The sequence below is a fragment of the Pseudomonas sp. PME37.24/006 genome (assembly GCF_055556635.1).
On the sequence record NZ_JBVHNL010000001.1, the window covers coordinates 121,145 to 135,344 of the forward strand.

Consider the following 14,200-nt stretch of genomic DNA (forward strand, 5'->3'; position numbering starts at 1 on the left):
CAGATGCTGATTATCCCCGCTATCGACCTCAAGGACGGCGCCTGTGTGCGTCTGCGTCAGGGCCGTATGGAAGACTCCACGGTGTTCTCCGATGATCCGGTGAGCATGGCTGCCAAGTGGGTCGAGGGCGGCTGCCGTCGTCTGCATCTGGTCGACCTCAACGGCGCGTTCGAAGGCAAGCCGGTCAATGGCGACGTGGTCACTGCCATCGCCAAGCGCTACCCCAACCTGCCGATCCAGATCGGCGGTGGTATCCGCTCGCTGGAAACCATCGAGCATTACGTCAAGGCCGGCGTCAGCTACGTGATCATCGGCACCAAGGCGGTAAAAGATCCGCAGTTCGTGACCGATGCGTGCAAGGCCTTCCCGGGCAAGGTCATCGTTGGCCTGGACGCCAAGGACGGCTTCGTCGCCACCGACGGCTGGGCTGAAGTCAGCACCGTACAGGCTACCGATCTGGCTCGCCGCTTCGAGGCCGATGGCGTCTCGGCGATCGTCTACACCGATATCGCCAAGGACGGCATGATGCAAGGCTGCAACGTCGAGGCCACCGCGGCCCTGGCTGCCGCCAGCCGTATTCCGGTGATCGCCTCGGGCGGCATCCACAACCTGGGTGATATCGAGAAGCTGCTGCTGGCCCGTTCGCCAGGCATCATCGGTGCCATCACCGGCCGCGCTATCTACGAAGGCACCCTGGACGTCGCCGAGGCTCAGGCTTTCTGCGATTCCTTCAAGGCTTGACGTTACCTCAGGCGACAGCCTAGCTCGGACAAGGAACTTGCAATGATCGAATGCCATTCAATCGATGAAGTGCGTACGCAGATCGATGCCCTTGATCGGCAGATCGTCCAGTTACTGGCTGAGCGCGGTGGCTATGTGCGTCAGGCCGCTCAGTTCAAAGCTGACAGCGATGCCGTGCGTGCGCCGCAGCGGGTCGAAGAGGTGGTTGCCAAGGTCAGAGAGCTGGCGCGTGATTCGGGGGCCTCTCCCGAGGTGATCGAGCACGTCTACCGTGCCATGATCGCTGCCTTTATCGAGACCGAATTGACCGAGCATGCAGGCCTGAACCCATCCGCCTGACGTCGTATTCCGGAGAAACCCCATGGCATTGGCCAAACGCATCATCCCCTGCCTCGACGTGGACAACGGCCGTGTGGTCAAGGGCGTCAAGTTCGAGAATATCCGCGATGCCGGTGACCCGGTGGAGATCGCTCGTCGTTACGACGAACAGGGCGCCGACGAGATTACCTTTCTCGATATCACCGCCAGCGTCGATGGTCGTGATACCACGCTGCACACCGTCGAACGTATGGCCAGCCAGGTATTCATCCCGCTGACCGTGGGCGGCGGCGTGCGTACCGTGATGGACATCCGCAACCTGCTCAATGCCGGTGCCGACAAGGTATCGATCAACACCGCTGCGGTATTCACCCCCGAGTTCGTCGGCGAGGCTGCCTCGCGCTTCGGCTCGCAGTGCATCGTCGTCGCCATCGATGCCAAAAAGGTCTCCGGGCCAGGCGAAACGCCGCGCTGGGAAATCTTTACCCACGGCGGTCGCAAACCCACCGGCCTCGACGCTGTGGCCTGGGCGCAGAAGATGGAAGGCCTGGGCGCAGGCGAGATCCTCCTGACCAGCATGGATCAGGACGGCGTCAAGAGTGGTTACGACCTCGGCGTGACCCGTGCCATCAGCGAAGCCGTGGGCATTCCGGTGATCGCCTCCGGCGGCGTCGGTAACCTGCAGCACCTGGCCGATGGCATCATCGAAGGCAAGGCTGCTGCGGTATTGGCAGCGAGCATCTTCCACTTTGGTGAATACACCGTGCCCGAAGCCAAGGCCTACATGGCCAGCCGCGGTATCGTGATGCGTTGAGCACCTCATGCGCCGGCTGGATGTGTCATGCGTCCAGTTTGGTGCATTTGCGCTTTTGGATGCCCGCTAATGGCGCTAAGCTAGCACCCGTGTGACAGGGATTGGTCGAGTCAGGGCGTCTAGCCCGGTATTTCCGATTGAATCGTCTGGTCGCTCCGGGCGTGACCTTTCTGGCCGCCCGTCAACGCTTTGAATTGACAGGTAGTCGAGTACATGTGGAAACGTCTGTGGTTGGCAGCGGCGGGCGCCCTGCTTTTGATGACATCGGCAGCACGCGCCGAAATCGACCCGAACTACAACGTGGTGTTGCTAACGGAAAACTTCCCGCCGTACAACATGGCCATCAATGGCAAGAACTTTGCGCAGGAAGACAATATCGACGGTATCGCCGCCGATGTGGTGCGCGAGATGTTCAAACGTGCTGGCGTGTCCTACAGCCTCACTCTGCGTTTCCCCTGGGATCGCATCTATAAACTCGCCATGGAAAAGCCCGGCTACGGTGTGTTCGTAACCGCCCGGCTGCCTGAACGCGAGGAACTGTTCAAATGGGTCGGCCCGATCGGCCCGGACGACTGGATATTGCTGGCGCGTGGCGACAGCAGTCTGGTGGTGAACAACCTTCAGCAGGCCAGGCAGTACCGTATCGGCGCCTACAAGGGCGATGCCATCGCCGAGCACCTGGAGAAACAGGGGCTGCAGCCGATCACTTCGTTACGCGATCAGGAAAATGCCAAGAAGCTCGAGAGCGGTCAGATCGACCTGTGGGCTACCGGTGATCCTGCCGGCCGTTATCTGGCGCGCCAGGAAGGTGTCAGCGGCCTGAAAACCGTGATGCGTTTCAACAGTGCACAGCTCTATCTGGCCCTTAACAAGGACGTGCCGGACGAGGTGGTACAGAAGCTGCAGTCGGAATTGGACAAGATGCGCGCTGAGGGCTATGTCGACAAAATCCTCAACAGCTATCTTTAGGCATGAAGGTCATTTAGCTGCACGCCGCGAGCGCTACCGAGGGGGCGCTCGCGTGGTCAAGATCTGGCGTTCATGCTGCATGCAGTGTGCCTTCGGCACGCGGTAGTCATTGCCATGGAAGGTGATGGTGCGGGGATTCGGCAGGAAGCCGCCAACCATAATCATAACCACGCGGCGGGGACGACTGATGTTGAACACTTTGAAAGCGCTTGTGCTGTTACTCACTTTTGCGGCCTCTGCCGCCAGGGCCGAGTTGCCACCTGACTACAAAATGGTGTTGCTGACCGAGAATTTCCCGCCGTTCAACATGGCGGTCGACGACAAGAACTTCGCCCGTGATGACGGTATTGACGGTATCAGCGCCGAAATTGTTCGTGCGATGTTCAAACGCGCCGGCATTGAGTACACCCTGACCCTGCGCTTCCCCTGGGATCGCCTCTACAAACTGACTCTCGACAAGCCAAACTACGGCTTGTTCTCCACCACCTTTACGCCTGAGCGTCAGCCGCTGTTCAAGTGGGTCGGCCCACTGGCCAAGACTGGCTGGGTACTGCTTGCCGCGCCCGGCAACAACCTGACCGTCAACAGCTTGAAGGAGGCCAGTCAGTACACTATTGGCGCCTACAAGAACGATGCGGTCAGTCAGCACTTGGAAAGCCAGGGCCTAACGCCAGTCAACGCCTTGCGTGACCAAGAAAACGTGAAGAAACTCACCAGTGGCAAGATCGACCTGTGGGCAACCACTGATCCGGTCGGTCGCTATCTGGCCAAGCAGGAAGGTGTCAGCGGCCTGAACACCGTACTGCGTTTCAACGATGCCGAGCTATACCTGGCGCTGAACAAGGACACCCCGGACGAAGTCGTGCAGCGTTTGCAGAAAGCGCTCGACGAACTGCGCAACGAAGGCTTTATCGACGAGATGACCAACAGCTATCTGTAAGAGTGTCGCCAGTAAAACCGGTATATGACCAATGCCGATCAGAAACGCATCTGTTGATGCAGGATCGCCTGCGCAGGTTCGGTAAGGCGAGGAGCCCACTTGCGGGCGATGCGATGGTGGTCATTGCGCAATTCGCGCCATGGCTGCCACTCGCCGGCAAGGGCTAGGCGCCCCCCGGCTCCTACACGGTCGGATGTGTCACCAATCTATAGCCAAGAAAAAGCCCCAGTGCAGTCGCCTGTACTGGGGCTTTTTCGTTGCGTCTGACGCTTAGTCAGCGCGGGTGACGTTCAGGCCTTTGAGCAGGTTCAGCGCCTGGCTCAGTTGGTAGTCGTCATCCTGCGGGCGAGCTGGTTTGCCGGTATTGCCCTGGCTCGGCCGGTCGGCGCCGCCGTTGCCGTTGCCCAGGTGACCTTGCAGGTCGGCTTCCTTGAGGCTCGGGTCGTCGCTCTCTCGGGTCAGCTTGGCACGCGCCACCTCTACGTCCGGGACGATGCCCTGAGCCTGAATGGAGCGGCCGTTGGGGGTGAAGTACAGCGCGGTGGTGATCTTCAGCGCGCGGTCGTTGTTCAGCGGCAGCACGGTCTGTACCGAGCCCTTGCCGAAGCTGTCGGTGCCCATTACCACGCCGCGTTTGTGATCCTGCAGGGCGCCGGCGACGATTTCCGAGGCAGACGCGCTGCCGCCGTTGATCAGCACCACCAGTGGAACACCTTCGCTGGCGTCGAGCGGATCGGCGGAGAAGCGCAGCTCCGAGTTGGCGATGCGGCCTTTGGTGTAGACGATCAGGCCCTTCTTGAGGAAGTGATCCGCTACCTCGACAGCTGACTGCAATACACCGCCCGGGTTGTTGCGCAGGTCGAGCACCATGCCGCTGAGCTTTTTGCCGTTCTCTTTACGCAGTTTATTCAGCGCTTTGCCCACTTCCTCGCCGGTGTTGACCTGAAACTGGGTAACGCGAATGTAGCCATAGCCCGGGTCGATCATCTGGCTACGCACGCTGGTGACCTTGATCACCGCACGGGTCAGCTCGACGTCGAACGGTTTGCCGCCTTCGCGCACCAGGGTCAGGAGGATCTTGCTGCCGGCCTTGCCGCGCATTTTCTCCACGGCTTCCATCATCGACAGGCCCTTGGTCGGCTGGCCATTGATCTTGATGATCAGGTCACCGGGGTGGATGCCGGCTTTGGATGCCGGGGTGTCGTCAATCGGCGATACCACTTTGATGAAGCCGTCTTCAGTGCCGACTTCGATTCCCAGGCCACCGAACTCGCCGCTGGTACTTTCCTGCAGCTCGGCGAAAGCCTTGGGATCAAGGTACGCCGAATGCGGGTCAAGGTTGCTGAGCATGCCTTTGATGGCATTCTCCAGCAGTTCCTTGTCGGTGACTGGTTCCACGTAGGCGGCTTTGATGCGATCCATCACCTCGGCGAAGGTGCGCAGCTCGTCGAGCGGCAGAGGCGCTACGCTTTCGTCGGCGGGCGGCGCTGGGCTGATCGGCGTCTGATCAGCATGCAGCACAGGTGCGCCACCGAGCAGGGCTATCGCCAGGGCCAGGGAGGTGAGGCGGGACAGTTGCGGCATATCGAACTAACTCCTACGGAATGAGGTGGCGCTTATCCTTGCGCTCGACACCATTGTGCCGGATCGCTGGCACGGCCCTGCTGACGAATCGCGAAATACAGGGCCGGTGTATCCTGCCCGCCGCTGGTACCAACGGTGGCGATGGGGTCACCGGCTTTGACGATGTCTCCGGCATCTTTGAGCAGACTCTGGTTGTGCCCATACAGGGTCAGGTAACCATTGCCATGGTCGAGGATGACCAGAAGCCCGGAGCCGCGCAACCAGTCTGCGAAAACCACACGACCGCCATGCACGGCGCGTACCTGACTACCGGCAGAGGCGCCAATTAGCACGCCATCCCACTTAGTCCGAGCGTCTTCGCCGCGAGGGGTTCCATATCTCGCCACCAGGCGGCCATTAACCGGCCATGGCAGTTTACCCTTGGCGTTGGCGAAGGGGCCGCCATAGCTGGCGCCGGAGCTGACCAAAGGGCCATCAGCCTGGGGCTTGGCGGCTGGCGCTGCGGGCCTTTCACGAGCAGCGGTGAGGGCGCGCTGGCGCTCCTGCTCGGCTTCGCGGGCTTGGCGTGCGAGGGTTTCCTCGATGGTCTTGAGTACCCGGCCGAGCTCGGCCTGTTCCTGTTCGCGGGCCTTGAGGCGCTCACCGCGGGCGGCGTAATCCTTGTTCAGCTTGGCCAGGGTGATCTGGCGTTCCTTGCGTACGGCCGCCAGCTCGTTACTGCGCGTATCCAGCTGGCTTTTCTGTTCCTGCAACTGCGCCTGGTGGTGCCCGATGTCTTTCTCGACGTTGGCCAACTGGCGTAGCGTTTCGTTGAAGGCCGTCAGTTGTTCCATGCGGGCTTCAGCGAGGTAATCGTAGTAGGTCAGGGTGCGGGAGAACTTCTCTGGATTCTGCTGGTTGAGCAGCAGCTTAAGGTATTCCTGACGACCACCCTGATAGGCCGCCCGAGCCTGGATGCCGATCAAACGCTGCTGCTCAACGCGCGCGTCCTGGAGTTTTTTTTTCTCCTGATCGAGGCGCTTGAGTTCCTCTTCGCTCTCTTGCAGCTCGTCACGCAGGCCCTTGACCTGGTTTTCCAGTTCGCCCATTTCGGTTTCTGTGGATTTGAGCTGCTTCTGGACGCCAGACTTTTCCTGCTGCAGTTGCTCCAGCAGTTTCTTCAACTCGCCGACGTCGGCGCGCGCTGCCTCGAGCTGTTTTTGCGTGTCGGCTTTCTGATCGGCGAAAGCGGGCACCAGCAGGCTGGTCAGAAGGATAAGGGCGAGGGCACGAAACATGGGGCAGGCGGTACCTGGCGGGGAACATTAGGGGCTGTTGATGTTTCAGCGTACGCCGCAGGGCTCGGCGCTGTCGCGCTGAAACGTCGACAGGCCCTAGTATGCCCTTGGTGCGGGGTAAAAAAAACGCCTTGAGTGGCGAATGCCGACTCAAGGCGTCTGGTGGTCGACCGGTGGGTAGCGCGGGCGATGCTTTTCATCTCGCTCCACTACCGCAGGCGGTGCGTTGAAGCGCTATTCGCCCAGGTCGATGCTGTGCTCAGTTGAAGGTGACGATACTGGTGCCGGTCATTTCCTTCGGAATCGGCATGCCCATCAGTGTCAGCAAGGTCGGCGCTACGTCGGCGAGTACGCCACCTTCGCGGATGCTGACATCGCGCTTGCCGACATAGATGAACGGTACGGGCTCGCAGGTGTGGGCGGTGTGCGCCTGGCCGGTGCACTCATCCTGCATCTGCTCGACGTTGCCGTGATCGGCGGTGATCAGCGCCTCACCACCGACCTTGTCGAGTGCTTCGACGATGCGGCCGACGCAGGTGTCCAGGCACTCCACAGCCGCCACGGCGGCCTCGAATACACCGGTATGGCCGACCATGTCGCCGTTGGCGTAGTTGACCACGATGACGTCGTAACGCTGGTTGTCGATGGCATCGACGATTTTGTCGGTGACTTCGGGAGCATTCATCTGCGGCTGCAGATCGTAGGTGGCGACATTCGGCGACGGGATGAGGATGCGCTCTTCGCCGGGGAACGGCTCTTCACGGCCACCGGAGAAGAAGAAGGTGACGTGCGCGTACTTCTCGGTTTCGGCGATGCGCAGCTGGGTCTTGCCGTTGTTGGCCAGGTACTCGCCAAACACGTTGACCAGCGGTTCTGGCTTGTAGGCGCTCGGCGTGTCGATGCTCGCTGCGTACTGGGTGAGCATGATGAAGCCGGCAGTCTGCGGCACGCGGGCGCGTTCGAAGGCATCGAAGCCCGGCTCGACGAAGGCGCGGGTCAGTTCGCGGGCACGGTCGGCCCGGAAGTTCATGAACACCACGGCGTCGCCGTCTTCAACGCTGACCGCTTCGCCGATGCTGGTGGCTTTGACGAATTCGTCACTCTCGCCACGAGCGTAGGCGGCTTCCAAACCAGCGACTGCTGTCTTGGCGCTGAACTGGCTCTGCCCGGCGGCAATCAGGTTATAGGCCTGGGCAACACGATCCCAGCGGTTGTCGCGATCCATGGCGAAGTAGCGGCCGATCAACGAGGCGATGCGACCCTTGCCGAGCTTGGCGAAGGTGGCGTCGAGCAGCTCGATGGAGCCCTGTGCGCTTTTCGGCGCGGTGTCACGGCCATCTAGAAAGGCGTGCAGATAAATCTTCTCGGCGCCGCGGCGGGCCGCCAACTCTGCCATCGCCACGAGATGATCCTGATGGCTGTGTACGCCGCCATCCGACAGCAGACCCAGGATGTGCACGGCCTTGCCTACACCGACTGCCTTGTCTACCGCTGCGGTGATCGTCGGGTTCTCGAAGAAATCGCCATCGCGAATCGCCTTGGTCACGCGCGTGAAGTCCTGGTACACCACACGCCCAGCCCCAAGGTTCATGTGACCGACCTCGGAGTTGCCCATCTGCCCGTCCGGCAGGCCAACGTCCATGCCGCTGCCGGAAATCAACCCGTTGGGCTGAGTGGCGCGCAGGCGGTCATAGACCGGCGTGTTGGCGGCGAAGATGGCATTGTGTTCGGGCGTGTCGCTGTGGCCGAAGCCGTCGAGAATGACCAGAACCAAGGGTTTGGGCGTTGCGCTCATACTGGGCTCGCTCTGCTTGAGTGACCAAAAGATTGCCGGCAGCGACTTTCACGTCGCCCGCGACGATCCGGGGGATGCGCGCCAAGAATGGCGATACACCAAAAAAGATCAGACATTCTACGGCCAAGGAAAGATCCCGTCACCGCCGTACGGCCTTTGGTGGACTTGCGGGCCTGTGTATACTGGCCGGCATTTTACAGCCCCGGAAACGCGTGATGCTTGCCAACCTGATTGAATTCGCCACGACCCATTTCATCCTCAGCGGTCTGTTCGTCATCATCCTCGCGCTGCTGGTCTTCACCGAGCTGCGCAAGGGTGGACAAAGCCTGAGCAGCCGCGAGCTGACCGCGCTGATCAATCGCGACGAAGGCGTGGTGATCGACATCCGCAACAAGAAGGACTTCGCCAGCGGCCATATCGTTGGCGCCCTGAATATCCCCAACGACAAGCTGACTTCGCGCATCACCGAGCTCGAAAAGCACAAGGCCAAGACCCTGATCATCGTCGATGCTCTGGGCCAGCAGGCGGGTTCTGTCGCGCGTGATCTGAAGAAGGCCGGTTATAACGCGGCCAAGCTGGGCGGTGGTATCGCCACTTGGCGCAGCGACAACCTGCCTGTGGTGAAGTGATATGACCAAGGTCGTCATCTACTCCAGCGACTGGTGCCCCTACTGCATCCGAGCCAAGCAGCTGTTGACCAATAAAAGCGTGTCGTTCGACGAGATCCGCGTCGACGGAAAACCGGATCTGCGGGCAGAAATGACTCGCAAGGCCGGCCGCACTTCGGTGCCGCAGATATGGATCGGTGAGACCCACGTGGGTGGCTGTGATGAGCTGTATGCCCTGGAACGGGCGGGCAAGCTCGATGCGCTACTCCGTGCCTGATAGACCCAGAACCTTTCTTTAAGTCCATACAGCAGAAGGCTTTGCCCATGACCGAACAAGTTACCGGTGCCGCCCAAGGCGAGCAGAATCCACAGTTCTCCCTGCAACGCATCTACGTGCGTGACCTGTCCTTCGAGGCGCCTAAGAGCCCTGAGATCTTCCGCCAGGAGTGGACACCGAGTGTTGCGATGGATCTCAATACACGGCAGAAGCCCCTGGAAGGCGACTTCCATGAAGTGGTGTTGACCCTGTCGGTGACCGTGAAGAACGGTGAAGAAACCGCGTTCATCGCTGAAGTACAGCAAGCGGGCATCTTCCTGATCAAGGGGCTGGACGCCGGCTCCATGAGCCATACGCTGGGTGCGTTCTGCCCGAACATCCTGTTCCCATACGCGCGCGAAACCCTGGACAGCCTCGTGGTACGCGGCTCGTTCCCAGCGCTGATGCTGGCGCCGGTGAACTTCGATGCGCTGTATGCCCAAGAGCTGCAGCGTCAGCAAGCGGCCAACTGAGTCATCGGTCTTTGCAGAAAAACGCCCTTCGGGGCGTTTTTTTATGGGCTCACCCAGGTCTCCGCAAAGTCGTAGCCTGCGGTTGAGCGAAGCTATACTCAGGGATGCCGTTCCCGGGTATCGCTTCGCTCAACGCCGGGCTACCAAGGCTGCTCAGCTCATTTGAAGCCGTGCTGCCGCCAGGCCTCGTAGACCGCCACCGCTACGGTATTGGACAGGTTCAGGCTACGACAGCCCTCGCGCATCGGTAAGCGGACACGCTGGTGCTCTGGCAGGGCGTCGCGAACCTCCTGAGGCAGGCCGCGGCTTTCCGGACCGAACAGGAAGGCGTCACCCGGCTGGTAGGTAACTTCGTGGAAAGGCTGCGAACCCTTGGTGGTGAAGGCGAATACGCGTGGCTGATCGAGGCTTTCCAGGCAAGCTTCCAGGCTGGCATAGCGCTGCAGCGTGGCGTATTCGTGGTAATCCAGCCCGGCGCGGCGCAGGCGCTTGTCATCCAGTTCGAAGCCGAGCGGTTCGATCAGGTGCAGGTGGCAGCCGCTGTTGGCACAGAGCCTGATAATGTTGCCGGTGTTGGGCGGAATTTCCGGTTGAAAAAGGATTACATGAAACATGCACGGCTCCGAGCCAGAAGACGGTGCGTATTCTACGCCCGATAAGCCATCAAGACCGCGTCCGTGGCTTCGGGTCATCTGCTCGCTGGCGATCTTCGGCTTTCTGGTCGGTTTGATGATCGGTCGTCTGTTCCATCCCGATGCGATGCATCTTAAGGATGTGGAGGCGGGCGATGATCAGTTGGTGCTTTGGTTCAACGTCGAGCCGCAGGTGCAGGTCCGGGATTTCCAGGGCACGTTCCTGCTACGTTTCGAGGGGCTGGGGCGTGAGCAGCAGGGCCAGCTGCAGGTCGCTGGGCGAGCCGCCAATTGGCGCGTGGTGCGTGATGGACGAGAGCTTGAAGTGCGTATCCTGGCGGCTCGCCCATTGCGGGCTGAATTGAGGGCCGAGGAAGTCGATGGTCGCTGGCGCCTGACGATTCGTATGGCGCCGCGCTAGTCAATAAAAGAGGGAGCACTCAGCCTGCCTGTACCAAGGCTCCCGAAGAAAAGGGGGATTCTCTGATCTGCCTGTACCAGAGTCCCCGAAGAAAGAAGGGAGTTCTCGGCCTGCCTGTACCGAGGCTCCCAAAGAAAGAGGGGAATCCCCGGCCTGCCTGTACCAAGGTCCCCGAAACTGGGTTATCTACACCAATGCAGATGGCGTGCCAGTTTCTTGTTTTCTTCTGTATGCACCGTGATTACTGAGCTGTGGCCTGCAAGGGCAGTTTCCGACCTGCATATGGCGCGTGTCTGGATGTTCCGCGCGGGTGCATGAGCTCGCACACAGTGCGCTGATCGCGTGCATTTTTATCGCTGGCTTGCCGCCACGTAGGGTGGGAACCGATTCATCGTTCCACCCTCGATGTCATACGGTTCATGACTATCGCAGCTAGAAAACGCCACTGCGGCGGCAGAAATCTCCTGTAGCACGGGTCGAGCGCAGCGATACCCGGGAAGGTTGCCCTGGGTTTCGCTGTGCTCAGCCGCAGGCTACGGTGCCAGGTTCTGTCGCTGAGAAAGTACAGGCCATAAAAAAGCCGCGCCCTGTTCAGGGCGCGGCGTTCTGTTGTTACGGCAGCGACTCAATTGTCGTCGCTGTCGTCTTCTTCGGAGCCGTCGACGTTCATGCCCAGCTCTTTGATCTTGCGGGTCAGGGTGTTGCGCCCCCAGCCTAGCAGGATGGCTGCATCACGCCGCCGCCCTGCGGTGTGTTTGAGAGCCGTCTCGATCATGATTCGCTCGAATGCCGGTACGGCACTGTCGAGCAGGTTCGACTGGCCACGGCCCAGGGCCTGATCAGCCCACTGGCGCAGTGCCTGTTCCCAGTTGCTGACCGGTGCGTTGTCCTGGGGCTGGACGAGCAGCTCTGGCGGCAGGTCGTCGACATGCACTTCGCGCCCCGAGGCCATCACCGTGATCCAGCGGCAGGTGTTCTCCAGCTGGCGGACGTTGCCCGGCCAGGGCAGCTGTTGCAGATAATCCTCGGTTTCACTCTTTAGCAGCTTGGGCTCGACCGCTAGTTCGGTGGCGGCGCGGCTAAGGAAGTGCCTGGCCAGGGTCGGGATATCTTCGCGACGATCCGACAGGCGCGGGATATGAATGCGGATGACGTTGAGACGGTGGAACAAGTCTTCGCGAAACTTGCCGGCGGTTACCAGGCTTTCCAGGTTCTGGTGGGTGGCGGCAATGATGCGTACGTCCACCTTTACCGGTGTGTGCCCGCCGACCCGGTAGAACTCGCCGTCGGCCAGTACGCGCAGCAGGCGGGTCTGGGTATCGGCCGGCATGTCGCCGATCTCGTCGAGGAACAGGGTGCCGCCGTCGGCCTGCTCGAAGCGCCCGCGGCGCTGGTTGGCTGCGCCGGTGAAGGCGCCTTTTTCGTGGCCGAACAGCTCGGATTCCATCAAGTCTTTGGGGATCGCTGCCATGTTCAACGCAATGAATGGCGACGCCGCCCGTGGGCTGTGGCGGTGCAGGGCGTGGGCGACCAGCTCCTTGCCAGTACCAGACTCACCATTGATCAGTACGGTGATATTGGAGTGCGAGAGTCGGCCTATCGCGCGGAATACCTCCTGCATCGCCGGCGCTTCGCCAATGATTTCCGGGGTGCGCGCTTGTACTACCGGCACGTGCAGGCCTTGCTGCTCTTGAGCATGCTGGTTGGCGCGCTTGACCAGCGATACCGCTTCGTCGACGTCGAAGGGCTTGGGCAGGTATTCGAAGGCACCGCCCTGATAGGACGCCACGGCGCTATCCAGATCCGAATGGGCGGTCATGATGATCACCGGCAGGCGCGGGTGCATTTCGCGGATTCTGGCCAGCAGCTCCAGGCCGCTGGAGCCGGGCATGCGGATGTCCGAGATGATCACGTCCGGCTGCTGACGGGTCAGGCGGCCGAGTACGCCATCGGCGCTGTCGAAGCTCTGGGTGGTCATGCCCTCTTGTTGCAGGGCTTTTTCCAGTACCCAGCGGATGGAGCGGTCGTCGTCAACGATCCATACGGTTTCACTGCGGCTCATGTCGGAGTTGCTCCTTGTTCCAGCGGCAGAAAGATCGAGAACACGGTGTTGCCAGGATGGCTCTCGCATTCGATCAGGCCTTGATGCTGACTAATAATGTTCTGAGTGATCGACAGGCCCAGACCTGTGCCGTCGGCACGCCCGCTGACCATGGGATAAAAGATGGTTTCCAGCAGATCTGTCGCAATGCCTGGGCCGTTGTCGATAATCTCGATCTTGGTCACCAGGCGATGGCGAATGTAGCCAATGGTGAACTGCCGCAAAGTGCGCGTGCGCAGGGTGATGCGCCCGGGGCGCAGATCCGGCTTGGAGCCGATCGCCTGCATGGCGTTGCGCACGATATTGAGCACGGCCTGAATCATCTGTTCACGGTCGATGACCAGATCCGGAATGCTCGGGTCGTAGTCGCGCACCAGTACGATACTGCCCTGACTTTCGGCCTCGACCAGGCTGGCGACGCGCTCCAGCACTTCGTGCACGTTGGTAACCGCCAGGGATGGCAGCTTGTTGGAGCCGAGCATGCGGTCGACCAGGTTTCGCAGGCGATCCGACTCTTCGATGATGACGTTGGTGTAGTCCTTGAGGCTTTCTTCCGGTAGCTCGCGGGCCAGCAACTGGGCCGCACCGCGAATGCCGCCAAGCGGGTTCTTGATCTCGTGGGCCAGGCCGCGTACCAGCAGTTTGGTGGTCTCCTGCTTGGAGAGCTGGGCCTCTTCCTTGGTGATGCGCAGCAGGCGATCACGCGGATGCACCTCGAGCAGCAACATGGTTTCGCCGCGGCTGAGTACCGGCGTGACCGCGTAGTCTACGGTCAGGCTCTGCCCGGTCTGGGTGGTCAGCACTGCCTCGCGCTTGTTGAACGGGTGGGCCTCGGCGACTGCCTGGCGCAGGGCGCCCAGGGCTTCGCGGGTTTCCGTGAACAGCTCGCTGATGAACTGGCCATGACTGCGTTGACCGCTGACTGCCAGAAGCATTTCCGCGGCAGGGTTCATGTACTCCAGGCGCAGGTCGGCATTGAGCAGCAGCGTGGCTGTGGTCAGGTTGTCGAGCAGTAGGCGGTGTAGGGCGTCATTGATGATCATTGGGCGGGATCCGCAAGCCAGCCATCGACGCGCCTCTGAATCAGAGAGGTCGCGGCAAGGCTATGGTCGTTGTCTGGCAACGGGGCGCAGCAGGGTGTGTCTCGTTGCGTATGTGGACCAGCCAAAAGTCATTCCTCGTGCGGTGTTCTGCAGCAGAAGGGCCGGTTG

15 protein-coding genes are annotated in these 14,200 nt (G+C 60.9%); 9 read left to right on the forward strand and 6 right to left on the reverse strand.

The features are described from left to right. Window positions 1-3: 3 nt before the first annotated feature. The 5 genes from hisA to ACZ3GY_RS00585 all read left to right on the forward strand — a co-directional run bounded on the left by hisA (window position 4) and on the right by ACZ3GY_RS00585 (window position 3,782). Window positions 4-741, forward strand: coding sequence for a 1-(5-phosphoribosyl)-5-[(5-phosphoribosylamino)methylideneamino]imidazole-4-carboxamide isomerase (gene hisA / locus ACZ3GY_RS00565; RefSeq protein WP_225835664.1), 738 nt, complete (start codon window positions 4-6; stop codon window positions 739-741). Window positions 742-783: 42 nt separating this feature from the next. After that, on the forward strand, window positions 784-1,080 hold the full coding sequence (locus ACZ3GY_RS00570; protein WP_225835663.1) for a chorismate mutase: 297 nt from the start codon (window positions 784-786) through the stop codon (window positions 1,078-1,080). 22 nt (window positions 1,081-1,102) lie between these two features. Then, window positions 1,103-1,873, forward strand: coding sequence for an imidazole glycerol phosphate synthase subunit HisF (hisF, locus tag ACZ3GY_RS00575; RefSeq protein ID WP_131179645.1), 771 nt, complete (start codon window positions 1,103-1,105; stop codon window positions 1,871-1,873). Window positions 1,874-2,086: 213 nt separating this feature from the next. Further along, on the forward strand, window positions 2,087-2,842 hold the full coding sequence (locus ACZ3GY_RS00580; RefSeq protein ID WP_465908568.1) for a substrate-binding periplasmic protein: 756 nt from the start codon (window positions 2,087-2,089) through the stop codon (window positions 2,840-2,842). Window positions 2,843-3,029: 187 nt separating this feature from the next. Then, on the forward strand, window positions 3,030-3,782 hold the full coding sequence (locus tag ACZ3GY_RS00585; protein WP_463563467.1) for a substrate-binding periplasmic protein: 753 nt from the start codon (window positions 3,030-3,032) through the stop codon (window positions 3,780-3,782). 270 nt (window positions 3,783-4,052) lie between these two features. Here ACZ3GY_RS00585 and ACZ3GY_RS00590 read toward each other — a convergent pair whose 3' ends face one another. From ACZ3GY_RS00590 to gpmI, 3 genes are all read right to left on the reverse strand, one after another. Beyond that, window positions 4,053-5,366, reverse strand: a complete 1,314-nt coding sequence (locus ACZ3GY_RS00590; protein WP_463563468.1) for a S41 family peptidase — start codon at window positions 5,364-5,366, stop codon at window positions 4,053-4,055. A 32-nt stretch (window positions 5,367-5,398) separates the two neighbouring features. Beyond that, window positions 5,399-6,643, reverse strand: coding sequence for a murein hydrolase activator EnvC family protein (locus ACZ3GY_RS00595; protein ID WP_463563469.1), 1,245 nt, complete (start codon window positions 6,641-6,643; stop codon window positions 5,399-5,401). Between the two features lie 259 nt (window positions 6,644-6,902). Then, the gene (gene gpmI, locus ACZ3GY_RS00600) at window positions 6,903-8,438 is read right to left on the reverse strand and encodes a 2,3-bisphosphoglycerate-independent phosphoglycerate mutase (RefSeq protein WP_465908570.1); all 1,536 of its coding nucleotides are present in this window, start codon (window positions 8,436-8,438) and stop codon (window positions 6,903-6,905) included. A 215-nt stretch (window positions 8,439-8,653) separates the two neighbouring features. On the opposite strand from gpmI, the gene ACZ3GY_RS00605 reads away from it, so the two are divergent. Genes ACZ3GY_RS00605 through secB form a run of 3 tightly spaced genes read left to right on the forward strand, consistent with a single transcriptional unit; the run spans window position 8,654 to window position 9,835 of the window. After that, the gene (locus tag ACZ3GY_RS00605; protein WP_463563471.1) at window positions 8,654-9,067 is read left to right on the forward strand and encodes a rhodanese-like domain-containing protein; all 414 of its coding nucleotides are present in this window, start codon (window positions 8,654-8,656) and stop codon (window positions 9,065-9,067) included. 1 nt (window position 9,068) lies between these two features. Beyond that, window positions 9,069-9,323, forward strand: a complete 255-nt coding sequence (gene grxC / locus ACZ3GY_RS00610) for a glutaredoxin 3 (protein ID WP_463563472.1) — start codon at window positions 9,069-9,071, stop codon at window positions 9,321-9,323. A gap of 47 nt (window positions 9,324-9,370) precedes the next feature. Next, complete coding sequence (gene secB / locus ACZ3GY_RS00615) at window positions 9,371-9,835, forward strand: protein-export chaperone SecB (RefSeq protein ID WP_463563473.1); 465 nt, start codon at window positions 9,371-9,373, stop codon at window positions 9,833-9,835. A 158-nt stretch (window positions 9,836-9,993) separates the two neighbouring features. Here secB and trmL read toward each other — a convergent pair whose 3' ends face one another. Continuing rightward, the gene (trmL, locus tag ACZ3GY_RS00620) at window positions 9,994-10,449 is read right to left on the reverse strand and encodes a tRNA (uridine(34)/cytosine(34)/5-carboxymethylaminomethyluridine(34)-2'-O)-methyltransferase TrmL (RefSeq protein WP_465908571.1); all 456 of its coding nucleotides are present in this window, start codon (window positions 10,447-10,449) and stop codon (window positions 9,994-9,996) included. Between trmL and ACZ3GY_RS00625 the strand changes: the two genes are divergently transcribed. Next, complete coding sequence (locus tag ACZ3GY_RS00625; RefSeq protein ID WP_465908573.1) at window positions 10,448-10,888, forward strand: hypothetical protein; 441 nt, start codon at window positions 10,448-10,450, stop codon at window positions 10,886-10,888. The genes trmL and ACZ3GY_RS00625 overlap by 2 nt on opposite strands. 625 nt (window positions 10,889-11,513) lie before the next feature. Here ACZ3GY_RS00625 and ntrC read toward each other — a convergent pair. Continuing rightward, a complete protein-coding gene (ntrC, locus tag ACZ3GY_RS00630) occupies window positions 11,514-12,950 on the reverse strand; it encodes a nitrogen regulation protein NR(I) (RefSeq protein WP_463563476.1) in 1,437 nt (478 codons plus the stop codon). Beyond that, on the reverse strand, window positions 12,947-14,032 hold the full coding sequence (glnL, locus tag ACZ3GY_RS00635) for a nitrogen regulation protein NR(II) (RefSeq protein ID WP_465908574.1): 1,086 nt from the start codon (window positions 14,030-14,032) through the stop codon (window positions 12,947-12,949). The genes ntrC and glnL overlap by 4 nt, the downstream gene beginning before the upstream one ends. Window positions 14,033-14,200 lie beyond the last annotated feature (168 nt).

Excerpts from the sequence above, each read along its gene's own strand:
- hisA (WP_225835664.1), top strand. The coding sequence starts at position 4 with ATGCTGATTATCCCCGCTATCGACCTCAAGGACGGCGCCTGTGTGCGT.
- ACZ3GY_RS00570 (WP_225835663.1), top strand. The coding sequence starts at position 784 with ATGATCGAATGCCATTCAATCGATGAAGTGCGTACGCAGATCGATGCC.
- hisF (WP_131179645.1), top strand. The coding sequence starts at position 1,103 with ATGGCATTGGCCAAACGCATCATCCCCTGCCTCGACGTGGACAACGGC.
- ACZ3GY_RS00580 (WP_465908568.1), top strand. The coding sequence starts at position 2,087 with ATGTGGAAACGTCTGTGGTTGGCAGCGGCGGGCGCCCTGCTTTTGATG.
- ACZ3GY_RS00585 (WP_463563467.1), top strand. The coding sequence starts at position 3,030 with ATGTTGAACACTTTGAAAGCGCTTGTGCTGTTACTCACTTTTGCGGCC.
- ACZ3GY_RS00590 (WP_463563468.1), bottom strand. The coding sequence starts at position 5,366 with ATGCCGCAACTGTCCCGCCTCACCTCCCTGGCCCTGGCGATAGCCCTG.
- ACZ3GY_RS00595 (WP_463563469.1), bottom strand. The coding sequence starts at position 6,643 with ATGTTTCGTGCCCTCGCCCTTATCCTTCTGACCAGCCTGCTGGTGCCC.
- gpmI (WP_465908570.1), bottom strand. The coding sequence starts at position 8,438 with ATGAGCGCAACGCCCAAACCCTTGGTTCTGGTCATTCTCGACGGCTTC.
- ACZ3GY_RS00605 (WP_463563471.1), top strand. The coding sequence starts at position 8,654 with ATGCTTGCCAACCTGATTGAATTCGCCACGACCCATTTCATCCTCAGC.
- grxC (WP_463563472.1), top strand. The coding sequence starts at position 9,069 with ATGACCAAGGTCGTCATCTACTCCAGCGACTGGTGCCCCTACTGCATC.
- secB (WP_463563473.1), top strand. The coding sequence starts at position 9,371 with ATGACCGAACAAGTTACCGGTGCCGCCCAAGGCGAGCAGAATCCACAG.
- ACZ3GY_RS00625 (WP_465908573.1), top strand. The coding sequence starts at position 10,448 with ATGCACGGCTCCGAGCCAGAAGACGGTGCGTATTCTACGCCCGATAAG.
- trmL (WP_465908571.1), bottom strand. The coding sequence starts at position 10,449 with ATGTTTCATGTAATCCTTTTTCAACCGGAAATTCCGCCCAACACCGGC.
- ntrC (WP_463563476.1), bottom strand. The coding sequence starts at position 12,950 with ATGAGCCGCAGTGAAACCGTATGGATCGTTGACGACGACCGCTCCATC.
- glnL (WP_465908574.1), bottom strand. The coding sequence starts at position 14,032 with ATGATCATCAATGACGCCCTACACCGCCTACTGCTCGACAACCTGACC.